The following is a 24,777-nucleotide window of genomic DNA, read 5'->3' on the forward strand; positions in this document are numbered from 1 at the left end:
ATAGTTCAATCCTTTCTCGCTAAGCAGTTTACTTGCTGACATTGTTGACAGCTTTTATTTTTAGCAGGTGAAGTAGGGGCACTCTGACACGCATTAGGGGTTAGTCCGATTACAGCAGTAATGGATTTTCGTGGTAATAACATGCAAGAGGGTGTCGCGGTTACATTGATTTCATAGGCATGAGCCAAAGATAGAATTTGGGGTTGTACGGTAATATCCCATTGACCGTAACCAGGACTGAAGCGGAAGAGGGTCGAATAACCCTTTTGATTTGCTTGTTGTCTAATTAAGTCACATGCTTGGTCCGCCGCCACTTCGACAGCTGTTGTACCAGCTGCATCTAGTAATAATCCTAGGGTATACTCGTCTTTTGTAAAGTATTCACTTACCATTTCCTCTAATCTAGATCCTATTGTAACAGCAATTACGATTACTTGTAGGCAGTTTTTCAAGTGTTCACTTATTTTTGTTGATGACAGGGTTAGTGGCTCTGGACTCATTATCGTAGCAGTGTTTGGATTATAGTCATAAATTTGCCATACTACTTTAGGCTGTGATATTATTTGTGCCTCAGTGCAAGCTTGCTCTAGTAAATGGGGCGGAAACTCGGAAGCCTTGGTTAGTCCAGAATAGCGCTTGATTTCTTTCATATCTAGATTTTTCAATGCTGGATTGTAGATTGGCATAACACTCCTCCTTAGGTAGTCTGCTAGTTAGCGTAGCCCTGTTTCTTGAATGATAGTTTTAGACTGTTCTAGTTTGTTCATAGTATATAGATGTATGCCATCTACTTTATGGGCAATTAAATCGGTAATTTGATTACAAGCATATTCTATTCCGGCTTTTTCAAAATCATTTGGCGAGTTTTGATACTTTTCAATAATGCTTTGCAAAGGTTTTGGAATGGATGCCCCGCATAGACTATGAATTCTAGCCACTTGCCTACTATTTAGTAGGGGCATAATCCCCGCGCAAACGGGGACGGTAATATTGGCTTGTCTGATTCGATCCAGGAAGTTATAAAGGACAGCATTGTCAAAAAATATTTGGGTAATGAGAAAATCGGTACCACTATCTACTTTTTCTTTCAGATGAACGGTGTCTTCTGCAAGGTTAGGACATTCTAAATGACCTTCTGGATAAGCAGCAGCCGCAATACAAAAATCATGTTGGGATTTTATGTGGGCAATTAGATTTTTTGCATAAGGAAAGGTTGTTGTCATCTTCTTTAGGGAACCTTTATCCAGGGGATAATCGCCGCGCATGGCTAATATGTTTTGAATATTATGGGCTTGTAATTGGTTAAGCACTGTATCAATATCATCTTTTTGCGAATTGATACAAGTTAAATGTGCTAGAGCTTCTACATGATAGGTATTTTTGACTTTATCTGCAGTTTCAAGAGTGCGATCCGAAGCGCTACCGCCGGCACCATAGGTAATACTTATGAAGTCTGGGTTTAATGTTTGTAATCCTTCGGTAGTTTTAAAAATCGATTCTAAAGTAACTGTTTGTTTTGGTGGAAATATTTCAAAAGAGACAAGGGGTTTTTCTCGATCAAATAGATCACATAGTTTCATAATTAACCTCACATTATTATAAGTTATTGAGAAGCAACAGGCGTATCTAAAATTTTGGCTTCACCATAAGAAAAACTATAACTGTTATTAGATTGGTATATTCTAATAGGATAAAAAAACAGCCCTTTTCCTTGTTGAGGAAAGAGGCTGTTTTTTTTATCCGTTCTTTCCTCTTATCTTTCAGAATTGAATTCTGCTGGATTTAGCACCATTTGCATTACTGCCGGTTGCTGGGTGTCATAGGGCCAGTCCCTCGACCACTCTAGATAAGAGTATTTATTAAATTGGATATTATGATAAATTAAAAATAAAGACTTGTCAATATTTTTAATTTATCATATTGATATTTGTATCGTAGCATTTATACACTAAAGGTATAAAATACCTATTTTAACGAAGATGATTGTAGATTAGCCATTTTACTTTACTATTTTATTATAAGTTACTTAAATAATAGTGCTTTTGCTTAAGAGGACGGTTTTTTTGCAGGAAATATTCTTAAGAATGTGGAATGAATTAGCATTATAGAAATTAGCAGCGAAAGTGCCGTTTCGTAGTCTTTCTTAAAATATAAATGAGAATATGGGGTGAACTATTTGGTAAAGGTAATTGCAATTGCCAACCAAAAAGGAGGCGTTGGGAAAACAACAACTTCTGTAAATTTGAGTGCATGTTTAGCAGACTTAGGTAAAAAAGTTCTATTAGTTGATCTGGATCCACAAGGAAATTCTACTAGCGGCTTTGGTTTTGATAAAACCAAAATTAAACAATCTATTTATGATGTGTTAGTAAATGATACTCCAGTAGAAGGCGTTATTTTAAAAACAAAAATTGAAAATCTAATGGTATTACCCGCTACAATACAATTGGCAGGGGCTGAAATAGAATTAGTTTCCATCATGTCGCGAGAAACAAAACTAAAAAGGGTATTGGATAAAATTAAATATAATTATGATTATATTATTATCGACTGTCCACCATCCCTAGGATTATTAACAATAAACTCTTTAACAGCCGCTAATTCAGTATTAGTACCAATTCAGTGTGAGTTTTATGCACTAGAAGGATTATCTCAATTAATGAACACCATAACTTTAGTACAGAAAAACTTGAATCCTGCATTATCCTTAGAAGGTGTAGTTCTAACCATGTTTGATGCTCGGACGAATTTATCCATTCAAGTTGTAGATGAAGTTAAAAGCCATTTTCGTCACAAGGTATATCAAACAATTATTCCTCGTAATGTTCGCCTTAGTGAGGCTCCAAGTCATGGACAACCTATAACTCGATATGATCCTAAATCTAAAGGTGCAGAAGTATACACTGATTTGGCGAAAGAGGTGATTGATGATGAGTAATAACTCACAGAGAGGATTAGGGCGCGGTCTCGATGCACTATTTTCTGGCTCTAATTCTGTAGAGGAGCAGCCTCTTGTCAGCAATATTTCTATCAATCAGATTATTCCCAATAAGTTTCAACCCCGCAGGGTATTTGACGAGGAGGCACTCGCCGAACTCGTGTCCTCTATAAAACAATATGGGGTATTGCAGCCCATTGTAGTACGCAAAAGTAATAATTTTTATGAATTAGTGGCTGGAGAAAGACGTTGGCGCGCTTCACAAAAAGCTGGTCTGCAAGAAGTTCCTGCTATTATAAAAGAATACACTGATGGAGAAATGACTGAGATTGCCTTAATTGAAAATATTCAACGAGAAGATTTAAATGCGATAGAAGAAGCGTTAGCCTACCGCCGTTTAATGGATGATTTTAATTTAACACAAGAGGAAGTTGCTAGGAGAATTGGGCGTAGTCGCTCTGTAATTGCCAATATGGTGCGATTATTAAATTTACACCCAATTGTGCAAGATTATGTTTCACGTGGAACATTATCTATGGGGCAAGCGAGACCTTTATTAGGTTTAGAAACACTAGACTTACAATTAGAAGCAGCTGAAATCATCATTGATGATGATTTATCAGCTCGTGACGCAGAAGAATTAGTAAAGCGATTGACAGAAAAACCAAAACAGGCAAAGCAGCAAACAAAAACAGTGGAAGAAAAAGATTTTTTTGTATCAGAAGCAGAAGATCGGTTAAAAATGATCTTAGGTACAAAAGTAAAAATTAAACCAGGTAAGTTGAAAAGTAAAATTGAGATTGAATTTTATTCTACTGAAGACTTAGATCGTATTATCGAAACATTAAGTGGAGATGAAGCCCCTGTATCAAATAAGCCTCGCGGCACGTTTGCTGTATAAAAAGTAAAAGTGTCAAATTATGTTTCACGTGAAACATAATTTGACACTTTTTGTAAAGCTCCATTGTAAGCTTTTGGGATGCTATGTCGGATTGTAAATAGGAGATGTGCTAATTCATTTGCAAGAGTTCCTTTATTCATTGCCTTGTGATTTACTATTTGCAATAGATAGGTATCAAATTTAGTATTACCTCATTATTAACTTGAAGAAGGAGAATAAATATGGAAGAAACGCCAAAAGCATCCCGTTTACATATTGCAATTCTAGGGCGTCGTAATGCAGGGAAATCTAGTTTAATCAATGCTCTAACGAATCAAAAGGTAGCCTTAGTTTCTGACATTCCAGGAACGACAACGGATCCTGTATATAAAGCGATGGAAATTTTACCGATTGGTCCTGTTATGATAATCGATACGGCTGGTGTTGATGATGCGGGCCATCTCGGCACACTTCGTGTTGAACGTACAATGCAAGTTCTGAACAAAGCTGATTTGGTAATCATCGTTTTGGAAGCTGAGACCGGAGTTACTCAGTATGAAAAGGCCTTAATTGAAGGTATTAAAGTAAAAAGGATTCCTATTATTGGAGCGATTAATAAAAGCGATATAATGGAGTTATCCCAAGAAAAGATAAAAAGCTGGAGTGAAGATTTCAAGATACCTCTACTGCCGATTAGTGTAAAAAACAGGAAGGGGATCGAGGCGCTAAAACAACTTATCGTTGCCTATGCACCTAGCGATTGGCAGGGGCCACCCGTGATTGGTGATTTAATTAAAAAAGGTGATACAGTTATTTTGGTTACCCCAATTGATTCAGCTGCACCTAAAGGAAGGTTGATTTTACCCCAAGTACAAACGATAAGAGATATTCTTGATCATGATGGTTTGACGATTGTTGTGAAGGAAACTGAATTAAAGCAGGCCTTTGCAAACTTACGCCAGCTACCTCAACTAGTAGTCACAGATTCACAGGCTTTTGCTAGTGTTGCAGCCGATACCCCTCCAGAAGTTATGCTGACATCCTTTTCTATCTTATTTGCTAGACATAAAGGAGATTTGGAAGTCTTAGTATCTGGAGTAAAGAGTATTGACCATTTAAAACCAGGAGATAAAGTACTAATTGCCGAAGCTTGTACACACCACCGCCAGAAAGATGATATTGGAACAGTTAAGATACCTAGGTGGTTGCAGGAAAAAGTAGGAGGAAACTTAGAGTTTGAATGGGTTGCAGGCAGTCATTTCCCCGAGGATTTGAGTAAATATAGTTTGATTATCCATTGTGGAGCGTGCATGTTAAATCGCCGGGATATGTTACATCGTCTTTCAGAAGTATCTGATAAAGAAGTGCCGGTTGTTAACTATGGAATATTAATCGCTCATATTCATGGGGTTTTGAAACAGGCATTAGAACCATTCCCCCATATTCAAAGAATATTGGGTGAATAAAAATCAATAATATGATAAAATGTATTGTCACTTAGTAGTATTGGAATTGACAGAATTACATAAATGAGAATATGGCGCAAAGGGACGTTTAGGACTAGCTTCAGCCTTGCGTACCTTTGCGTTCTTCGTACTTTTTACGGAAAGTTCAAACAGAATATTATAGGGGAAGGGGGGAAAATCGATGAAAGGAACCTTAGTGAATGCAGCAGCAGTTCTCGGCGGCTCGCTAATAGGTTTACTATTAAAACAAAAACTTTCAACCCAATACCAGCAAACGGTAATGCATGGATTAGCTTTGGCTGTAGGATTAATTGGTTTACAAATGGCATTTAAAACACAAAATATACTCATAGTGATACTAAGCGTAGTAATTGGTGGGTTAATTGGTGAGTTTATTGCAATTGATAACTGGCTAACACGTTTCGGCGATTGGCTAAATTTGCAGGTAGGTAGCAAATTTGGTCGTGTGGGCGAGGGCTTCATCACTGGAAGCCTTGTATTTTGTGTGGGAGCAATGGCGATTGTTGGTTCCATACAGGATGGCTTAACAGGTGATGCGAGTACTTTATATGCGAAGTCTATGTTAGATGCTGTTGCATCTGCTGTGTTTGCAGCCGGAATGGGGATTGGGGTAGCCTTGTCCAGTATTTCTGTTTTAGTTTATCAAGGTGCGATTACGTTATTGGCTAGTAGTCTTAGTGGTATAATAGCTGATGGAATGATTATCGAAATGACAGCTGTTGGTGGTTTACTTATTATGGGAATTAGTTTACTCATGTTAGAAATAAAAACAATAAAAGTAGCTAATTTACTCCCAGCAATTCCAGTAGCTGCAGTACTTGCGTCTCTATGGCCGACATAAAAAATTAAGTGTAAGTTGAAAGGTATGATATAAAAATGGATTATGTAGCACAACTTTCTAGCTTGGTAATGAATAATTTACAATATGTGTTATTAGGAATGACAATTATGATACTACTAGCATTAGTAGTATTTGTCAGTATCAATATGAAATTAGCTAAGATGAATAAACGATACCGGACAATGATGCAGGGGATGGAAGGCCAAAATTTAGAGACACTTCTAATTTCACACATTGAAGATGTAAAGAAAGTTGTTCACAAAGTGGATGATTTATCAGTAGTGTGTAGACGTTTAGAAGGCATTTCCAAGGAATGTATTCAGAAGGTAGCATTAGTTAGATTTAATGCCTTTGAAGATGTGGGGAGTGATCTAAGTTTTGCAATTGCTATTTTGGACTCACATAACAATGGTATAGTTATTTCGAGTATTTATGGTCGTAATGAATTTCGTACTTATGCAAAACCAGTTGTTTCAGGAGACTCCTCTTATCTTTTAACAGAAGAAGAAAAACAAGCGTTAACACAGGCTATGAAAAAATAACAAAAATGTAGCAGGATATTTTACATTTAGGGCGAATAATAGATGTGTTTCAAGATATAGAAAAAATTTCCAACGTGGGAGGAAACTTTTTGATAAAAAAAGAAAATAAACCAGATAGAAGAGAATACACTCTAATGGTTGTACCTCACCAAGGGCAGGCGGTTCGTAAAATTCGGATACCGATTTTAGCCGTAAAAGGAGCCCTATGTTTAATATGTTTACTTGCTATAGTTATGGCAGGGAGTTTTATTAACTTTCGTCATAGCGCCACTATCGCAAGTGCCGAAAAGGCTGAATTAGAAAATCTGCGAAAGAGCAATGGAGATCAGGTTACGGAAATCGAAAAATTGGCAAAAGAAACGGCCAAATTACAATCAGATATGGAGCGGCTAAATTCCCTCGATGCAGAAATAAGGCGTATTGTTAATAATGAGGATACGACAAATACATCTCGGGCTGGCTTGGTGCGTCCTTCTGCCACTTACAGTGGACAAGGTGGGCCTCGAGTACAATCCGATATTGATAATATTAAAGTAGCAGTAAATGATTTGCAGGCAGCAGTTACAATACGTGAGCAAAGTTTAGTTGAATTAAAGCAAGAATTGTTGGCAAAACAAGCTAGACTTGCAGTTACTCCCTCCATTTGGCCAACAAGTGGCGATGTTACATCTCGTTTTGGCTGGCGCAGCTCACCATGGGGCGGTGGTGGTGACTATCACCCAGGCATTGACATAGCCAATAGCGTAGGGACTCCCATTGTTGCTACGGCAGACGGTGAGGTCGTACAGAGTGAATGGTATGGTGGGTACGGTAATATGGTACAAATCAATCATGGAAATGGTATTGCCACCATTTATGGACATAATTCTCAATTACTCGTACATACTGGTCAAGTCGTAAAGAAAGGACAAGTCATTGCATATCTTGGTAACACAGGAGCAAGCACGGGACCGCACTGTCATTATGAAATTAGGGTAAATGGTACTGCTGTTAATCCTGCAAGTTTCCTAAATTAATCAAGTTGAGTAGATAACTAGAAGCAGTAGATAAAGCTGACAACAATACAGGAGCGTGCAATATGTTTGGTAGTAATAAAAAAACGACTTACGTAGGTGAGGTTGAGACTATTATTGGTAAGGATACCATAATGAAGGGGAATATTAGTGGTAAGGGTACCATCCGGATTGACGGACAATTTGAAGGCGATATCAATACAACTGGTAATATAGTGATCGGAGAAAATGCAAAAGTTACTGCCCAATGCAAAGCTGTTAATGCTACGATTGCTGGTACTATTTATGGTAATGTGGATATTACTGAAAAATTAGAGTTACTTCCTAGTGCGCAAATTATTGGAGATATTAAGGCAGGTATCTTAGGTATTAGTGAAGGTGCTGTTTTTAAAGGGGCATGTGAAATGCGTCATACTAGTGAAGAACTTGTCACAAAGAAAAATTCAGCAAAATAATAGAAATCATTGCCTCGGCATTAGAAATAATGAACGAGGCATTATTTTTTAAAATAAGTATATAAACATGCTGAACAAAAGAGATAAGGCAGTAAATTATAAGCATTTAAATAAGTAGAAAAGATATAAGCTAGGCGTCAAACTGGCTTATATCTTTTTTTATTATTTAAGATGCTAAAAATGATAAGTTTGTAGCTGAGTACTCTAGGTAAATGTACAAAATATTCATGAAATGGTAAAATCTGATAGGTAGTAGCAGAATTACTGGCTTTTAAGACAAATATAAATTATTTTTTTGTATGGCATGGTAATTGCGTAGTATAGAAGCAGAAGAGGGGTTTTGTAATGGATTTAAAAGAAAAGATGTTAGGTGTTATAAGAACTGAGAACATAAAAGATCCGTTTACAGATGTAAGGCTAGCAAAAATGTTATCGACCACAAGAGAGCAAATTACAATTTTACGTAAAGAGTTAGGAATTGGTAACTCAAGAGAACGACGCAAACCATATTTAAAGAAAACAATAGAAACCATAGTCAAAGGAAATAGTAAGCTGAATATTACTGAAATTACCAAAAAATTAATGGAATCAGGTTTTGATATATCTAGACATGTAGTGGAAGAATTCTTTAGTGAATCTAGTATGGATAACATACCCGATGAAGAAGAAATAGTCGTGCAGCAAGATCCCTTTGCCAACTTAGTAGGTCATAATGGTAGTCTGGAAAACAATGTGATCCAATCAAAATCTGCAATCTTATACCCTCCCTTTGGCCTAGCAACCCTTATTATTGGTGAAAGCGGCGTTGGCAAGACACAGTTCGCTGAATGTATGTACAATTTTGCGAAGCAGAAGAAAGTTATAGGGGAAACAATACCTTTTATCGTTTTTAACTGTGCAGACTACAGTGATAATCCTCAACTGCTATTGTCTTTATTGTATGGTTATAAAAAAGGTGCTTTTACTGGTGCTGATAGCGATACAGAAGGAATAGTGGAACATGCGAATAATGGCATTCTTTTTTTAGATGAAATTCATAGGTTACCGCCAAAGGGGCAAGAAATTCTTTTTTCTATCTTAGATAGAGGACAGTTTAGAAGATTAGGTGAGACAAAAGATGAAAGAAAAGTAAAAATTATGTTTATCGGCGCAACTACAGAGAATATAGAGTCCAATTTACTATTAAGTTTTAGAAGACGTATACCAATGATTATTTCGATCCCTTCTTTACATGAGAGAGCTTTTGTTGAAAAGGTTGAGATTATATATGACTTTTTTCAAAAAGAATGCAACCGGATTAATGTGAAAATTTTTGTAGAGTCTAAAGTGATAGAGATACTGACACTAAAAAGGTTTAACGGTAATATTGGTCAACTAAAAAGTACAATACAAGTCGTTTGTGCTAGAGCCTTCATGAAAAATATAGGAAAAGATAGTGAAATTATTAGTATAGGGTATGAGGATATTTTAGAAACCAATAGTATTCAGCGAGATTTTATCTTGGAAGACATTAACATAATAGAGATTAGAAATCACATTCAGGATATGTTATTTATACCATTTATTAAAAATCGTGCTAGCTTTATTAAAGATATTCAAAATAATGAATATTCAGTGCCGGAAGATTTCTATCGGCAAATTGAAAAAAAATATTATGACTTAATTAAGCTAAATATAAATTTTTCGGAAGTAGAGGAAATTTTATGGACTTTTATTAGTAATAAGTTCAGTAATCTTGAGCCGAGTCTTACTGCTAAGAATAAATACTTTTCCTTAACAGAATTAGTAAGTATAGCAGATAAAGATATTATTGATTTAGTGAAGAAAGTAAGGCTGCAATTAATAAAAGAGCACATGTACAATGAAATTAACGAAAATATATTTATTTACTTAGCCATTCATTTAGATGAAACAGTCAAAAGAATACGCCTAAAACAGCCCATTATAAATATTAACCTATCTAAAATAAAAAAAGATTTCGCGAAAGAGTATAACATAGCTCTTCAAGTTGGTAACTGGCTGAAAGAATTGAAAGACGTGGAGATACCAGAAGATGAAATTGGCTTTATTGCAATGTATATTAAGGCTGCTATTCAAAATAGGACGCCGAAGAACCGGGTAGGAGTGGTGGTGGTATCCCATGGAAAAATTGCTACTGAAATTATTAATGTAGTAAGGGAATTACTTAATGTGACTTTCCCCGTAGCGATTGACATGCCTTTAGATGAAAGCCCAGCTATGATTTATGAAAAAATCATTGGCATTTCTAAGATTGTGGATGAAGGAAGAGGCATATTATTTTTGGTAGACATGGGCTCACTTGTTAACGTAGGTAAAATCGTTACTGAAAAATTAGGGATACAAACTCAGACTCTTGATCGAGTAGATTTGCTTACTGTGATAGAAGCGGTACGCAAAGCCTCTATCCCTGAGAATAACTTAAATGAAATATATGCAAGCTTAGTAAAAAACCGCTACAATTATCCCTTATTAAGCATAGAGGAAACTAGTAAACCAATCGCGATTGTTGCCTTATGCCTTACAGGTGAAGGGACAGCTTATCATATTAGACAAGCTATTGAAAAAAAATACCCAAATGTTACTGTCTTTCAGGTAGGAGTGATGGACGATCATCTAAGGGATAAAATACAAGAAATCCAAGAAAAGTTTAAAATATTAGCGATTATCGGAACCATTAATCCTGAAATTGAAGGAATTAATTTTGTCGTATATGATCCTTATTTACTTAATAACGGCATAAGAGAATTTGACGTTATTTTAAATAGTGAAAAAGGAAACGATTTAGCTAGCTTTTCAAAGGAGGATTTATTTGTTTTTGAATCCCCAATTACTGCTCAGAAAGAATTAATTGAGGTTATGTGTCTACTCCTAATCAATAAAGGCTATGTAAAAAAAGAATTTTTGCAGTCAGTTTTAAGAAGAGAAGAAATGTCTCCAACCTTTATGAAAGGGGGCATGGCAATTCCTCATGGGGAATCTAACATAGTAAATAAATCAGCCATTGTGGTGGTTAAGTTAAAGCAACCAATGACTTGGGGTTGTGGTAAAGCAAATATTGTTTGCTTACCAGCATTTAAAATTAATGATAAGAAAATTGTCAAAGGCCTCTTAAAACCATTTTTAAACTTAGATTTTGTAGAAGGGCTGAAAGATCTAACAGACATAAATCAATTTAGAGAGATTCTTTTTGCTAAAATGAAAGATTGATCAAGATAGAATGCAGTTAACTAACGTAAGGAGTGGTTCTATATGTTGGATTTAGATTTAGTGGTATTAAATATGGAAGCAAACTCGTCAAAGGATATTATTGAAAAGCTAGGGGACTTAATGTTAACCAAAGGGTACGTAAAAGATAGCTATGTCCAAGCGGTGTTAGAAAGAGAAAAAAATCTTCCAACAGGACTTTCAATTGGTGATTTTTGCGTGGCAATTCCACATACTGATTCAGGTCATGTAAATCAATCAAATATTGCCATTGCAACGCTAAAGAAAGCTTCTATCTTTCATTCTATGGTAAATCCAGATGAAGAATTAAGTGTAGAATTGGTTTTTTTACTAGCTGTTAAAGATCCAAATCTACAGATCCAGTTACTAAAAAACCTTATGTCCGTATTTCAAAATAAAGAGTTGTTAGTCAAATTGAAAAATGTTACATCCAAGGAAGAGGCATCTGGGTTATTAAGTTGTCTTGATCAGTAACAGGACAATGCAATAAATTAATTGGAAAGGAGTAATGCTATGAGAAAGTTTAACGTTCTGTCAGTTTGTGGATCAGGTACAGTCACTTCATCGATGATTGCGGAAAAATTGAAGGAAGCGATGGAAGAAAGGGGGATTAAAATTACGGCAACGGAGGCGAAACCAACGGAAGCGCTTAATTTAGCAGAAGGAGGTAGGTTTGATTTTATCACCCATACCAGTCCACTGCCCTCCGCAGACTATGGCATTCCAACGATAAATGCCGTTGGTTTTCTTACCGGCTTCGGTGAAGATGAGTTTTTGGAAGAAATCATGGGTGTAATTAAAAAGCTAGAAAAGGATAACGGAAAATAATACTAAATAAGTTTAGGGGGAATATCTATGTTTTTACAAGCATTAAAAGAGATCTTTCAAACTTTCGGTTCACCTGTTTTTGTTCCAGTTATCATTTTTGTTATTGCTAAAATATTAAAGGTTAACACGAAGAAGGCATTCTTTTCTGCCTTATATGCGGGGGTTGGTTTAGAAGGGTTTACGCTGCTCTTAAATGCTTTTACGCCTATTATCACACCTGTAGTAAAAAGTATGGTTGAGAACACGGGAATACAACTTCCTGTATTTGATGTAGGCTGGCAGGCGACTGCATTAGTGGCTTATTCCACAGAGGCTGGTATGGTTTTCTTAGGAGTTGGCTTATTGGTTCAAACAGTACTATTTTTATGTAAATGGACAGATGTTTTCCAACCAGGTGACTTATGGAATAACTACTCTTATATGGTATGGGGTTCTATGGTTTACCTTGCAACTCAAAATATGTTGCTATCTTTAGGATGTATGATCTTATTAAATATGTACAGCTTGTTAATTGCAGAAATACTGGCTAAAAGATGGTCAACTTATTATAACTATCCAAATTGCACAATCATTGCTATGCATAATATCGAAGTTGCTATTTTTACGGTACTCTTTGACCCTCTACTAAATGCTCTTGGTTTAAATAAAATTAAATTGAGTCCAGAGCAGTTGCAAAAGAAACTGGGATTCTTCGGTGAACCTGTATCCTTAGGTTTATTACTTGGTATCTTTATTGGCATTATGGGGAATTTTAAAAGTTTAAATACTTTGCCAGCATGGGGGCAAGTGATGACAATGGGTATTGCTACCAGTGCTATTATGGCAATTTTCCCAAGAGTGGCAGGTTTATTTGCGCAAGCTTTTCTCCCAATAACGGAAGCTGCGAGAAAAGCAGTTAAGAAAGATAGTAAAGCACGTCAATGGTATTTGGGGGTAAATGATGCAACTGGCTACGGCGAACCTGCAACGTTAATTTCAGGAATTATACTAATCCCCATTATGGTTTTCCTAGCAATTGTATTACCAGGGAACCAAGTACTACCGGTAGTTGATTTGCTAGCATTACCTTTCATGGTGCAAGGGATTGTTCCACTAGTAAATGGCAATATATTTAAAGTACTCATTACTGGTGCGATTTGGTTTAGTGCAGGATTATATATGTGTACATATACGGCACCTATGTTTACCGAAATTTGTGCTTCAGTTGGAGTTCATTTACCAGTTGGTGCATTGTTAATTACCAGTTTCAATATTTTAGGTAAGCCTCTTATGGGATTGGTATTCTTGGCTTTCCTCAGCCAGTCTCCAATATTAATTGCTATTGCAGTAGGGGTCTATCTCATGGCATATCTCACCTTTAGAAAGAACAAAGAATCCATCTATAATTATTTAGATCAAAATGCCTTAAAAAATGTAATGGATGGTACGGAAGAATCTAATATCAGCGCATAGTAATTTCTTTAGCAACCTTACAAGAATAAAGTAATGTTACATTCGATCAGTCCAAACCTAACGTAATAAAGGAAATGAGCGTTGCAAGGAAAAAGATTTTCTTGCAACGGCCTTTTTTTACGGAAATCTTATGATACAATCAAAGAAAAACAGGAATAATTAGGAAACATGAGGTGGATTTATATGAACGAATTATTGCAAAAATCTCCGGAAGAGATGGCAGGTTTACAGTTTTCCTGTTCTTGCGGTAAAACCCATAGTATTGATATTAAAGGAGTTCGTATTGGTAGTAATATTCTTTCTGATATAAGGAATTATCTTAAGGAATTTGAAAAAGGCACATTATTATTTATTGCTGATAGTAATACCTATGAAGCAGGGGGTAGAGAGGTAGAATCAATTCTTAGCGAAGATTTTAAGCTAGAAAAAGTGATTTTCCCTAATCCTCATCTTCATCCCGATGAAGAAGCTTTGGGGCAATTGCAAGGTGCGATGAATTCCAATATTAAGGCTATTGTAGTAGTAGGTTCGGGAACACTTAATGATCTTGTGCGTTATTTGAGCTATGAAACAAAGATTCCTTATGTAGTGGTGTGTACTGCGCCGTCTATGGATGGTTATGCTTCCATGGTTTCGCCACTAATTACGAAAGGGGTTAAGGTTACTTATGACGCTGTGTATCCTTACTCTATCATTGCAGATTTGTCGATTATGAAAGAAGCACCTTTTCATATGCTTCATGCTGGCCTTGGGGACATTGTAGGTAAATATAGCGCCCTTGCAGATTGGAAATTAGCAAATATTCTTCATGGCGAGTATTATTGTGAAATTACAGCCCAGTTAGTAGAAAAAGCAGTTCAGCAATGTGTCGACAGTGCTTCTGGTATCATGGCAAGGAGCCCAGAGTCCATTCGTAGTATCATTGAAGGTTTAATTCTATCGGGTATGTGTATTGGTATGACAGGGAGCTCTAGACCCGCTTCAGGGGAAGAGCACTTACTATCTCATACGTGGGAAATGCTAGGCTTGATTCGTAAACAGGAAACGCACTTACATGGTAATCAAGTAGGAATTGGAACAGAAATTATACTTCATATTTACCAATACTTACTAACGTTAGATATTGATAAAGTATATGCTGATGGTAAGTTTAGGTCTTTTACGCGAGAAAAATGGGAGCAAAATATAAAAAGTCTATTTGGTAATGTGGCACCACAAATTATCCAAAAGAAAGCTCCGTTTATTAATTTTACTGCAGCTAAGCGAGAAAAAGCTGCCCAGCATATTGTCCAAAAATGGGATGAACTGAAAACAAATGTGTTTTTAACAATGCCATCGCCCATTTCTTATCTTAAAATGATGGAAGAAGCAGGTTCTAAGCTGACTCCTCTTGACCTTAAGCTTGATAGGGAGTCATTTCGGTTAAGTTTACTTACAGCCAAAGAAATTCGACAAAGATTCGGTGTAATGCAGATACTGGAGGACTTGGGGATCTTAGAAGAAACTGTTGAAAGAATAACGGATTTCTATTATTCATAAGAAAAATAAAGAAAACACGCAAGGAGTACGATAACATTTATAAAAGGAGTTGCTAACTTTGTTAGAAGAACTTAAACTAAAAGTATGGGAAGCGAATTTGGAACTGCAAAAAAAAGGGCTAGTTTTATACACATGGGGTAATGCTAGTGGTATTGATCGAGAAACAGGCTTAGTTGTTATTAAACCGAGTGGTGTAGAATATGACAAGCTGGAGCCGAAGGATATGGTAGTGGTAGACTTATCAGGTAAACAGGTAGAAGGAACTTTCCGTCCTTCATCGGATACTCCAACTCATTTAGTGTTATACAATAAGTTTCCTAGTGTTGGCGGGATTGTCCACACTCACTCTACCTTTGCTACGATTTGGGCCCAAGCAGGTAGACCGATTCCTGCATTTGGCACGACTCACGCAGATTATTTTTACGGCGAAGTTCCTTGTACGCGGAAGTTATCCGCAGAAGAAATCGAAGATAACTATGAAGTAGAGACCGGTAACGTCATTGTTGAAACTTTTAAAGACAAGACCCCTCTGCATGTTCCAGGTGTCTTAGTATCGAATCACGGTCCTTTTTCCTGGGGTAAGGATGCTCATGAAGCTGTGTATCATGCTGTAGTATTAGAAGAACTTGCCAAAATGGCACTTTATACCTGCTCATTAAATCAAGGCGCTAAGCCGATTGATCAGGTACTACTAGATAAGCATTTTCTCAGAAAGCATGGAAAAAATGCTTATTACGGGCAAGGTAAGGAAGAATAGAAATATAAGCTAAAGGGGGACTGAAAATTATCATGGAAAGCAAAGTAATAGATCAACTGGCGATAAATACACTTCGGACCTTAGCAATTGATGGAATTGAGAAAGCCAATTCTGGCCACCCTGGAATGCCCATGGGGGCAGCACCTATGGCCTATCAATTATGGACAAAACATCTAACCCATAATCCGGTTAATCCTAAATGGTTTAATCGGGACCGTTTTGTTTTGTCTGCAGGACATGGTTCCATGTTGTTATATAGCTTATTACATTTATCTGGTTACGACCTTTCCATTAATGATTTAAAAGGTTTTCGCCAATGGATGAGTAAAACACCTGGTCATCCTGAGTATGGTCACACCCCAGGAGTCGATGCGACCACTGGTCCCTTAGGACAAGGAATAGGAATGGCTGTGGGGATGGCTATGGGCGAGCGCCACATGGCGGCTATCTACAATAAAGAAAATTATGAAGTTGTAAATCATTTTACATATAGTATGTGCGGTGATGGGGATTTGATGGAGGGAGTATCTGCTGAGGCGGCATCTCTTGCAGGTCATCTTAAACTTGGCAAACTTATTGTTTTATATGATTCAAATGATATTTCCCTAGATGGAAAATTGAGTCTATCCTTCTCTGAAGATGTGAAAAAACGATTTGCGGCTTATGGCTGGCAAGTTATTTTAGTAGAAGATGGTAATGATTTAGTTGCAATTGATGAGGCATTAACGAAGGCAAAAGCCGATACAAATAGACCAACGCTAATTGAAGTCAAAACAGTGATTGGCTTCGGTGCTCCAAATAAAGGCGGATCTTCTGCTTCTCATGGGTCACCTCTAGGAAAAGCAGAAGTTCAGTTGACAAAAGAGTTTTATCAATGGTCCTACAAAGATGAATTTTATGTTCCTGATTCTGTTTACAAGCATTTCGAAAAACAAGTGAAGCAAAGAGGCGAAGGGTTAGAACATGAGTGGAATGCTTCTTTAGCGAACTATGCTAAAAAATATCCAGAACTCGCCGAGCAACTTCGTGAGGCCATAGCCGGCGATCTTCCAGATAAATGGGATGAAAAGTTGCCAAGCTACGAAGACGGTACTAAGATAGCGTCACGTTCTTCCTCCGGCGAAGTGATAAATGTACTTTCAAAGAGTATTCCCGCTTTTTTTGGCGGATCGGCAGATCTGGCGAGTTCTAATAAGACGATGATAAAAAATGGAGGAAATTTTCTAGCAGAAGATTATAGTGGACGTAATATCTGGTTTGGTGTTCGGGAATTTGCCATGGGGGCAGCTCTAAATGGTATGGCTCTGCATGGTGGACTGAAGGTATACGGAGCAACATTCTTTATTTTTTCGGACTACCTGCGCCCAGCGATTCGCTTGGCGGCTTTGATGAAACTTCCTGTGACCTATGTATTTACCCATGATAGTATTGCCGTTGGTGAAGATGGTCCCACTCATGAGCCTATTGAGCAGTTAGCGTCTTTTAGGGCGTTACCCAATATTAATGTAATTCGTCCAGCAGATGGCAATGAGACAGTAGCAGCATGGAAGGTGGCTGTTACCTCAACAGCTACACCCACGGTGCTGGTACTATCTCGTCAAGATCTCCCAACCATTGATAATAACAATAAGATCGCAGGACAGGGTGTGGCACAAGGGGCGTATATCATCTCAGGAGGAGATAAGCCAGAGGCATTGCTGTTAGCATCCGGTTCAGAAGTGCAATTAGCTGTCAAAGCGCAAAAACTGCTAGCAGCAGAAAATATTTCAGTATCGGTTATTAGTTTTCCCTCATGGAACTTGTTTGAAAAACAATCTGATGAATACAAGAAAACGGTACTTTCACCACATGTAAAAGTTCGTCTAGCCATTGAGATGGGATCTTCCTTAGGATGGGAGCGCTATGTTGGCGATGATGGAAGTGTACTTGCTATTGACCGCTTTGGCGCTTCGGGGCCGGAAGAAACTTTGCTTAGGGAATACGGCTTTACAGTGGAAAACGTAGTTAATAAGGTAAAAGAATTATTGAATAAGCAAAAATAATTTGTTTTAAACATGTCAATTATCAGTATAATCTTCCATTATTTTGGTAACCCTATAGCCGGAGGTGGATGATATGCAAGGTATTATTGCAGTGGAAAAAACGTTATCCAAATTAGCGGATATACTGGAAACAAAAGGCTATGAGATAGTCGACTTAAGTGAAAGTGATCTGGTTGGTGTGGATGCAATTGTTGTAGGTGGAACGGATATTAACTTATTAAATATCCAAGATACGGCTACGGATGTACCTGTTATTAATGCGACAGGAAAAACTTTCAACGAAATTATTGAAGAATTAGGTAGGATGTAATAGAAAAGCCGAAGCTCTTTAGAGCTTCGGCTTTTCTATTACATCTTTTTATGGTTTTGTATAGGTCCGTAGCCCATAAGAAATAGCGTGGGCAATGGTATCTGCCATTTTCATAACCAAATTTAAACGAGTGCTCTGCAGCACTAGATGTTCCATAAAACCACTTACATTTACTATACCTGTAATATAGGCATCTCCCACAGACGGAAGATCTTTATGTACCGCGGCCCCTGGTTTTAATGGACCTCTGCCAAGTGAAACGCATCCAACACTTTCTGTACGGCCGAGACAAGCGTCAACAGCAATAATAAAAGGATGAGAAATATTTTTTTGTATGGACTTTACCGTATCGTTTAAATTGGTGGCATGGATTGGTTCATCAAGCGTACCATAAATATGAGGGTAAGAGTTAAACGAGCGTAGCTTTGTTCCCGTAAGGGGGCCAAGGGAGTCGCCAGTAGAGCGGTCTGTACCAATACATAACACAACTAATGAACCATTCGTTGTAGTGGCTTCTTGCATAATACTGCGTAAATGGATGGCAATATCATACATGGCAGTTGGTTGGCTGATGTTAAGTTTAAATTCAGAACTTAGTTTAGGGAATTTCAAAAGATTATTTAACATATAAAATCTCCTATTTAGCAGTGTGGGACTTAACGGAAATACTGGGGAATATAGGAATATTATATGGTGATCTATAATATTTTATGCAAAGTAAAAAGATAAACTATCCTTTGCTTGGAGTATATTTGGGAAGAAAATATTTTGTATACTGTAAAACAATGCAGTACAAGGTTTATATGATATCGATGACCATTTATAAATTTTATGCTAGATTACAGTAAGAACAAAAGGTGAGTAATACTTCACACTACTACTTACTGAAAAACATCAACTGAATTTGTGAATAAATATACATAATGTATATTGGTCAAACATTGTAATATAGGTGTAAATGCAGAAGTTTTCAGAATAATATTTTAGTTCATATGTATAACAAGTGTATAATGTATTATTTTCTATACATATTGACAGTAAAGAATTTCGTTTTTATAATGTAGTAAGTGAAACAAAAATGTTTTTGCCAATAATACAAAAGAATTTTAGGAGTGTACCTAGGGTTCCGCGCGGTAAAAGCGGCTGGTCCAAGCGGTACAGGTGCAATTTGCACAACACCGTGGGTAAAAAAGGCCCTGCGGGAAGTCCTGGATAAATGAAGCTTGGTGGTAGAGTAATCCTTGTTTTCTACTTATAGGCTGACTTTGCATCCAGTGGTTTCCAGGGTCTTTTCTGTTGCTAAGATATAGTTGATTTTTTCACGTTCTAGCATTTGGTGGCTGTGGTATATAAAAGAGAATTAGAATTTTGATATGAGGAGTGGGGGAAAGTTATGTGTAGAATTGGTGCCATTAAAAGCAAGGATTATTTCCATCCATCAGCGGCGTTGCATTTAATGCTGCCGCAGCAGGAAGGTCATGATAACTCAGGGTTTGCTATGGTTATGCAGGATCTAGCGGGGGTTTTTTCACAACAAAAAGATAAACCCTTATTATCTCTAGCCTGTACGCAAAAAGGTGCTAAGCTGGTCGAAGATTATATGGAAGCAAATGATTTTATCCAACTAGCAGAGTGGATTCCACGTGGCGTTAAAAATGTAAAGCTAGATATTAAGGCCATGCCTTATTATATTTTCCGCAATTATGAATATCCTGAATATTACCGTGATGCCACAGAAGAGGCAAAGGGAGAGTTATTACTAGATACTAGATTGGCACTTAGAGAACTACTAGAGAAACAAGAGCAAGGTTATGTATATTCCTTCTGGCCCGATGTTCTTACATTAAAAGAAATTGGTGATCCATGGGATATTGCTACCTACTTTAAGTTGTGGGATAACAATGGTGACTTAATGGCCAAAAACGTAGTTGTCCAATGTAGACAAAACACAAATTATGATATCGTACGTTATGCTGCCCATCCGTTTTTCTTACAAGGATATACCTTGTGTGCTAACGGCGAAAACACTTTTTATACTAAAAATAAAGAATATCAAAAGTCATTGCATCGCGGGTATATTGGTTTTGAATCAGATTCCCAAAACTTCCTTTATACCTTACATTATGTATTGCAAGAGTTGAAATGGCCTATTAAGTATTACAAGCATGTTATTACTCCATTGCCATTTAACGAAATTTCTGAGCGCTCAGATAGCGCTGAACTTAGAGCGATTAGGCAGTCCTTAGGTTCTTTAGAAATTAATGGACCTAATACAGTAATTGCGATGTTGCCGAGCGGAGATATTGTGACATGCTGTGATTCTAAAAAATTACGTCCAGTAGTCGTCGGTGGGGATGAAAATATGGTAGCTATTGCGTCAGAGGTATGCGGTCTGAATGCTATTTTGCCAAATCGTAACCAAGAGTTAGATGTGTATCCAAATGAACGTGAGGTAGTTATCATTAATCAGCAATTGGAGGTAGAGAGATGGAAACAGTAAGAACGCAAGATATAACCGTAAATGATTTGCCTTGGAAGATTGAAACTAAGTCTGATCGCTGTACCATGTGCGGCAGCTGCGTCGCTGCTTGCACGTTTCAAGCTATTCAGCCAGTAGTAGAGCGTCGTTCCGTTACCGTCTCTACTGGCCACCGTCCTGAGCCAACACAAAAGCATAGTGCAGTACTTACGATCAAACAAAGAAATAGCATAGAACACGCCTGTACCGGCTGTGGAATGTGTGAGAAAGTATGTCCGAATCAAGCGATTAAGCCAGTTCGGAATCCAGACTCCCGTTTTAACTTGTTAGCAAGAAAGGGCGGGTCACCAATTAAAAGAGGGGGGCGAACTAGCTTAAATAGCGGGCGGACCCTTGATAATATAATTATAGGTCGTATCTCTCAGATGACGGATCCTGCTCTAGATTCAGAGCGTCATACCTTTGATATTTTAGCTCCTTTTGGAAGGGTGCTTTTGCCTCATGAGCTTCCCTTAAGTGCATCAAATGGTACATTAAATCTGACAGCGAAACTGCCACCAGTCAATTGGATCTATCCTGTCATTTTTAGTGATATGTCTATTGGTGCTTTGTCCACAAGAGCCTGGGAAGCTGTTGCTTTAGCAACTGCATATTTAAATGAAAAACATAATATGCCTGTACGTATGTCCTCTGGTGAAGGTGGTATGCCAGTTAAACTTCTCGAATCAGAACAACTAAAATATATGATTTTACAAATTGCCTCCGGCCATTTTGGTTGGAATCGTATTGTTAAAGCAATACCTAAAATGAAGGTGGACCCAGCAGGAATTTTAATTAAAATTGGGCAAGGTGCAAAACCTGGCGATGGAGGTCTCTTACCTGCCGCCAAGGTAGCAGATCATGTGCAGGCCATTCGGGGTGTACCTAAAGCTGACCTTATGTCACCGCCGAATCATCAAGGCCTGTATTCCATCGAAGAATCCGTACAAAAAATGTTCTTATCTATGAATGCAGCCTTTAAGTTTAGAGTTCCAGTTGCTATTAAGTGTGCCGCCTCGGCAACTTCTGTTTCTGTATATAATAATCTTTTACGGGATCCTTATAGAATCTGTGGTGGATTTTTCTTAGATGGTATCCAAGGTGGTACTGGTGCAGCGAATGAAATATCGCTTGATCATACAGGGCATCCTGTAGTCTCAAAGACAAGAGAGTGTTATTTGTCTGCTGTAAAACAAGGAAGACAAGGGCAGATTCCGTTATGGGCAGGTGGCGGTATTGGTTTGACTGGCAACGCAGCAGCTGACGCCTTTAAAGTAATTTGTTTAGGTGCAAATGGTATCTTCTTAGGGAAAATACTAATTCAGTTACTTGGCTGTGTAGGAAATGAACATGGCAGATGTAATGCATGTAATACGGGAAAATGTCCCGCAGGTATCTGTACGCAAGATCCTCGCCTTGTAGAACGTCTTGATATTGATAAAGGGGCGCAGAATATTGTAGATTATATGCTAGCCCTTGATAGTGAGCTGAGAAAGTTAATGGCTCCTATTGGTAATAGTTCGCTACCTGTAGGACGTTCAGATGCCTTAGTAACTACGGATCAAGCCGTTGCTGAAAAATTAGCTATCCAGTATGTGTGTTAGGAGGGAAGCAGTATGTTTAAAATAAATGGTCTCGACAAAAACCAGCGGATGTCTACCCAGGATCTGCTGCAAGCAATTAATGAAGCAGTAGCAGCAGGGGAAACAGAATTTCATATAGAGGCTTCCGGCCAACATGATATTGGGGGACCTCTTTGGCATCCAGAAGGAAAAGATTTAAAGTTTTTTGTTAAAAATCCTGGACAGCGGGTTGGATCGATGTGTCTGGAAGGTACTGAAATCGTCGTAGAAGGATCGGCTTCTGCTGATGTGGGCTGGCTAAATGCTGGTGGTAAAATTGTAGTGCGTGGGGATGCCGGTGATACAGCAGCTCATTGTGCGGCATCCGGTAATATTTATATTGGGGGCAGGGCAGGTACTCGTTCTGGATCTCTAATGAAACATGATCCCCTTTATGCCCCGCCGGAATTTTGGGTGTTAAAAAATTGCGGTAGTTTTTCCTTTGAGTTTATGTCTGGTGGTATTGCAGTTATCTGTGGTTATGATAGTGAGAAATTTGAGTCCGTATTAGGTGATCGCTCCTGTATTGGTATGGTAGGAGGAACATTATATTTCCGGGGAAATGCTTCCGGAATTTCTAAGAAGGATGTCAAAATTACACCTCTTGGCGAAGCTGATATTGCCTATTTGGATAATAAAATGGATGATTTTCTTACGTCGATTGCTCGACCGGAAATTCGGGAAGAATTAAGTAATTGGGCAGAGTGGTATAAAGTAGTTCCATTAAAATATGATGAACGCGTGAAAGTAGCGCAGACAAATATCTTATCCTATCGTACAGAAGAATGGGTACCAAGTGGTATCTTTAGTGACGTATTGAAAGACGATTTTGCTGTAATTGGACTAGTAACTACCGATTTATATCGTCAGCGTGTTCCTGTTTGGGAAAATGCTCTTTATGCTTCACCATGTGAATTTAATTGTACTGCATCCATACCTTCCCATCGTCGATTTAATTTACTGCGTGAAGGAAAAGTAGAAGAAGCGTATAAACTAGTTTTAGAATACACCCCATTCCCGGGTTCGGTTTGTGGCGCTGTATGTCCAAATGTCTGTATGGACGATTGTACGCGTAAGAATCTAGATATTTCAGTACAAATTGGTGAACTTGGCACCTATTCTAAAGATGTTACATTGGCAAAACCAACTGTTACAACGGGGAAATCTGTAGCAGTTATTGGTGGTGGCGCAGCTGGTTTAACTGCGGCATGGCAGTTAATTCGGAAAGGGCACAAGGTGACTGTATTCGAAGCGGATGAAAAAATGGGCGGAAAACTAGAACAGGTAATCCCGCGTTCTCGCTTACCGCAATCGACGTTAGCTAAAGAATTGAAACGTATTGAAGACATGGGCGTAATATTTAAAAATAATACGGTTGTAGATGAAGTGAAATTTACTGAAATAAGAGAAACTCATGATGCGGTTGTAGTCGCTACAGGAGGACATATTGGTAAAGTGATTCCTTGGCCAGGACATGAACGAATTCTAAAGGGAATTGATTTTCTTAAGGTAATCAACAAAGGGAAAAATCCTAAGGTTGGCAAAAATGTAATTGTAATTGGCTGTGGTAATTCAGGCATGGACGCAGCAGTGGGAGCCTATCAGATGGGTGCAGAACAGGTAATTTGTATTGATGTTCAGCGACCAGCTGCTGATGCTAAAGAAATTGCTCACGTTGAAGATTTAGGCGGGAAGCTATTATGGCCTGTTTCTACCAAAGAAGTAACCGCTGAAGGCATTGTTACTCAAGATAACGAATTTATTAAAGGTGATACTGTAATTATTGCAATTGGTGAAGTGCCTGAACTTAAATTTTTACCAAAAGACATTGTAACTGAACGTGGTTATTTAATAGCTTCTGGTGATTATAAAATTGCAGAAGGAGTATACACAGCGGGTGACACTGTAAAACCTGGGCGTATGGTAGATGCCATAGGCGCCGCCCAACAGGCAGCCTCAGCAGTAGATGCCTATTTGACCGGTTCTATATATACAACACAACAAAAAACTAAAATTGATACAAATCGTTTAAGCACAGCTTATTTCAAAAAGTGCCATAGCTGTGAAGTTCCAAAAGCAGACGATGATCATTTGCGCTGCATTAGTTGCGGAACTTGTCGTGATTGTCATATGTGTGAACGATCTTGTCCGGAAAACGCCATTACCCGAACTCATAGTGCAGATGGTAATTTTGAGTATAAATCGGATTCTCATAAATGTATTGGTTGTGGTATTTGCGCTGGTATTTGCCCTTGTGGTATTTGGTCAATGCATGATAACAAACAACCTATACATGCATAGAATGAA

The 24,777-nt window shown here is 37.9% G+C and carries 21 protein-coding genes and 1 riboswitch; of the genes, 18 read left to right on the forward strand and 3 right to left on the reverse strand.

The window, feature by feature from the left end; genetic code table 11:
• Nucleotides 1-5 precede the first annotated feature (5 nt).
• A complete protein-coding gene (locus tag UFO1_RS22340) occupies nt 6-686 on the reverse strand; it encodes a methionine synthase (protein ID WP_038674338.1) in 681 nt (226 codons plus the stop codon).
• A gap of 27 nt (nt 687-713) precedes the next feature.
• Nucleotides 714-1,580 carry a methylenetetrahydrofolate reductase [NAD(P)H] gene (metF, locus tag UFO1_RS22345; RefSeq protein WP_038674340.1) on the reverse strand — a complete coding sequence of 289 codons (867 nt, stop codon included), beginning with the start codon at nt 1,578-1,580 and terminating at the stop codon, nt 714-716.
• A gap of 170 nt (nt 1,581-1,750) precedes the next feature.
• Nucleotides 1,751-1,853: riboswitch (SAM riboswitch) on the reverse strand.
• Between the two features lie 314 nt (nt 1,854-2,167).
• Between metF and UFO1_RS22350 the strand changes: the two genes are divergently transcribed.
• The 15 genes from UFO1_RS22350 to UFO1_RS22420 all read left to right on the forward strand — a co-directional run bounded on the left by UFO1_RS22350 (nt 2,168) and on the right by UFO1_RS22420 (nt 18,330).
• A complete protein-coding gene (locus tag UFO1_RS22350) occupies nt 2,168-2,938 on the forward strand; it encodes a ParA family protein (protein WP_038674342.1) in 771 nt (256 codons plus the stop codon).
• On the forward strand, nt 2,928-3,839 hold the full coding sequence (locus UFO1_RS22355; protein ID WP_038674344.1) for a ParB/RepB/Spo0J family partition protein: 912 nt from the start codon (nt 2,928-2,930) through the stop codon (nt 3,837-3,839). The genes UFO1_RS22350 and UFO1_RS22355 overlap by 11 nt, the downstream gene beginning before the upstream one ends.
• A gap of 221 nt (nt 3,840-4,060) precedes the next feature.
• Nucleotides 4,061-5,284, forward strand: coding sequence for a [FeFe] hydrogenase H-cluster maturation GTPase HydF (hydF, locus tag UFO1_RS22360; protein ID WP_038674346.1), 1,224 nt, complete (start codon nt 4,061-4,063; stop codon nt 5,282-5,284).
• Nucleotides 5,285-5,465: 181 nt separating this feature from the next.
• Entirely contained in the window at nt 5,466-6,146 is a 681-nt protein-coding gene (locus UFO1_RS22365; protein WP_038674347.1) for a DUF554 domain-containing protein, read from the forward strand.
• Nucleotides 6,147-6,181: 35 nt separating this feature from the next.
• Complete coding sequence (locus tag UFO1_RS22370; protein ID WP_038674349.1) at nt 6,182-6,688, forward strand: DUF4446 family protein; 507 nt, start codon at nt 6,182-6,184, stop codon at nt 6,686-6,688.
• 89 nt (nt 6,689-6,777) lie between these two features.
• Complete coding sequence (locus UFO1_RS22375; protein ID WP_038674350.1) at nt 6,778-7,704, forward strand: M23 family metallopeptidase; 927 nt, start codon at nt 6,778-6,780, stop codon at nt 7,702-7,704.
• 62 nt (nt 7,705-7,766) lie between these two features.
• Complete coding sequence (locus UFO1_RS22380; RefSeq protein WP_038674352.1) at nt 7,767-8,156, forward strand: polymer-forming cytoskeletal protein; 390 nt, start codon at nt 7,767-7,769, stop codon at nt 8,154-8,156.
• Nucleotides 8,157-8,501: 345 nt separating this feature from the next.
• The gene (locus tag UFO1_RS22385; protein ID WP_038674353.1) at nt 8,502-11,384 is read left to right on the forward strand and encodes a sigma 54-interacting transcriptional regulator; all 2,883 of its coding nucleotides are present in this window, start codon (nt 8,502-8,504) and stop codon (nt 11,382-11,384) included.
• A gap of 42 nt (nt 11,385-11,426) precedes the next feature.
• On the forward strand, nt 11,427-11,876 hold the full coding sequence (locus UFO1_RS22390) for a PTS sugar transporter subunit IIA (protein ID WP_038674355.1): 450 nt from the start codon (nt 11,427-11,429) through the stop codon (nt 11,874-11,876).
• A 39-nt stretch (nt 11,877-11,915) separates the two neighbouring features.
• On the forward strand, nt 11,916-12,230 hold the full coding sequence (locus UFO1_RS22395; RefSeq protein WP_038674356.1) for a PTS sugar transporter subunit IIB: 315 nt from the start codon (nt 11,916-11,918) through the stop codon (nt 12,228-12,230).
• 27 nt (nt 12,231-12,257) lie between these two features.
• Entirely contained in the window at nt 12,258-13,682 is a 1,425-nt protein-coding gene (locus tag UFO1_RS22400) for a PTS galactitol transporter subunit IIC (protein WP_038674357.1), read from the forward strand.
• Between the two features lie 183 nt (nt 13,683-13,865).
• A complete protein-coding gene (locus tag UFO1_RS22405) occupies nt 13,866-15,221 on the forward strand; it encodes a sn-glycerol-1-phosphate dehydrogenase (protein WP_038674359.1) in 1,356 nt (451 codons plus the stop codon).
• Nucleotides 15,222-15,279: 58 nt separating this feature from the next.
• Nucleotides 15,280-15,978 (forward strand): L-ribulose-5-phosphate 4-epimerase, encoded by a 699-nt coding sequence (locus UFO1_RS22410; protein ID WP_038674360.1) that lies wholly within the window; start codon nt 15,280-15,282, stop codon nt 15,976-15,978.
• A 32-nt stretch (nt 15,979-16,010) separates the two neighbouring features.
• Entirely contained in the window at nt 16,011-18,020 is a 2,010-nt protein-coding gene (tkt, locus tag UFO1_RS22415; protein ID WP_038674362.1) for a transketolase, read from the forward strand.
• 73 nt (nt 18,021-18,093) lie between these two features.
• Nucleotides 18,094-18,330, forward strand: a complete 237-nt coding sequence (locus UFO1_RS22420) for a YkuS family protein (protein ID WP_038674363.1) — start codon at nt 18,094-18,096, stop codon at nt 18,328-18,330.
• Nucleotides 18,331-18,378: 48 nt separating this feature from the next.
• Here the strand turns inward: UFO1_RS22420 and yyaC are convergent, their stop codons facing one another.
• Nucleotides 18,379-18,957, reverse strand: a complete 579-nt coding sequence (gene yyaC, locus UFO1_RS22425) for a spore protease YyaC (protein WP_038674364.1) — start codon at nt 18,955-18,957, stop codon at nt 18,379-18,381.
• Between the two features lie 766 nt (nt 18,958-19,723).
• Between yyaC and UFO1_RS22430 the strand changes: the two genes are divergently transcribed.
• From UFO1_RS22430 to UFO1_RS22440, 3 genes are read left to right on the forward strand one after another with little or no spacing between them, the layout of a single operon-like run.
• Nucleotides 19,724-20,830, forward strand: coding sequence for a glutamate synthase (locus UFO1_RS22430; RefSeq protein ID WP_038674365.1), 1,107 nt, complete (start codon nt 19,724-19,726; stop codon nt 20,828-20,830).
• Nucleotides 20,818-22,452, forward strand: coding sequence for a glutamate synthase-related protein (locus tag UFO1_RS22435; RefSeq protein ID WP_038674366.1), 1,635 nt, complete (start codon nt 20,818-20,820; stop codon nt 22,450-22,452). The genes UFO1_RS22430 and UFO1_RS22435 overlap by 13 nt, the downstream gene beginning before the upstream one ends.
• 12 nt (nt 22,453-22,464) lie before the next feature.
• Complete coding sequence (locus UFO1_RS22440; protein WP_038674368.1) at nt 22,465-24,771, forward strand: FAD-dependent oxidoreductase; 2,307 nt, start codon at nt 22,465-22,467, stop codon at nt 24,769-24,771.
• Nucleotides 24,772-24,777: the final 6 nt, after the last annotated feature.

Origin of the sequence: Pelosinus sp. UFO1, from assembly GCF_000725345.1 — a bacterium.
GTDB lineage: Bacteria > Bacillota > Negativicutes > DSM-13327 > DSM-13327 > Pelosinus.

Coding starts and splice junctions, on each gene's coding strand:
- UFO1_RS22355 (WP_038674344.1), top strand. CDS start 2,928: ATGATGAGTAATAACTCACAGAGAGGATTAGGGCGCGGTCTCGATGCA.
- UFO1_RS22400 (WP_038674357.1), top strand. CDS start 12,258: ATGTTTTTACAAGCATTAAAAGAGATCTTTCAAACTTTCGGTTCACCT.
- UFO1_RS22340 (WP_038674338.1), bottom strand. CDS start 686: ATGCCAATCTACAATCCAGCATTGAAAAATCTAGATATGAAAGAAATC.
- tkt (WP_038674362.1), top strand. CDS start 16,011: ATGGAAAGCAAAGTAATAGATCAACTGGCGATAAATACACTTCGGACC.
- UFO1_RS22405 (WP_038674359.1), top strand. CDS start 13,866: ATGAACGAATTATTGCAAAAATCTCCGGAAGAGATGGCAGGTTTACAG.
- UFO1_RS22390 (WP_038674355.1), top strand. CDS start 11,427: ATGTTGGATTTAGATTTAGTGGTATTAAATATGGAAGCAAACTCGTCA.
- UFO1_RS22435 (WP_038674366.1), top strand. CDS start 20,818: ATGGAAACAGTAAGAACGCAAGATATAACCGTAAATGATTTGCCTTGG.
- hydF (WP_038674346.1), top strand. CDS start 4,061: ATGGAAGAAACGCCAAAAGCATCCCGTTTACATATTGCAATTCTAGGG.
- UFO1_RS22420 (WP_038674363.1), top strand. CDS start 18,094: ATGCAAGGTATTATTGCAGTGGAAAAAACGTTATCCAAATTAGCGGAT.
- yyaC (WP_038674364.1), bottom strand. CDS start 18,957: ATGTTAAATAATCTTTTGAAATTCCCTAAACTAAGTTCTGAATTTAAA.
- metF (WP_038674340.1), bottom strand. CDS start 1,580: ATGAAACTATGTGATCTATTTGATCGAGAAAAACCCCTTGTCTCTTTT.
- UFO1_RS22385 (WP_038674353.1), top strand. CDS start 8,502: ATGGATTTAAAAGAAAAGATGTTAGGTGTTATAAGAACTGAGAACATA.
- UFO1_RS22395 (WP_038674356.1), top strand. CDS start 11,916: ATGAGAAAGTTTAACGTTCTGTCAGTTTGTGGATCAGGTACAGTCACT.
- UFO1_RS22365 (WP_038674347.1), top strand. CDS start 5,466: ATGAAAGGAACCTTAGTGAATGCAGCAGCAGTTCTCGGCGGCTCGCTA.
- UFO1_RS22380 (WP_038674352.1), top strand. CDS start 7,767: ATGTTTGGTAGTAATAAAAAAACGACTTACGTAGGTGAGGTTGAGACT.
- UFO1_RS22430 (WP_038674365.1), top strand. CDS start 19,724: ATGTGTAGAATTGGTGCCATTAAAAGCAAGGATTATTTCCATCCATCA.
- UFO1_RS22440 (WP_038674368.1), top strand. CDS start 22,465: ATGTTTAAAATAAATGGTCTCGACAAAAACCAGCGGATGTCTACCCAG.
- UFO1_RS22370 (WP_038674349.1), top strand. CDS start 6,182: ATGGATTATGTAGCACAACTTTCTAGCTTGGTAATGAATAATTTACAA.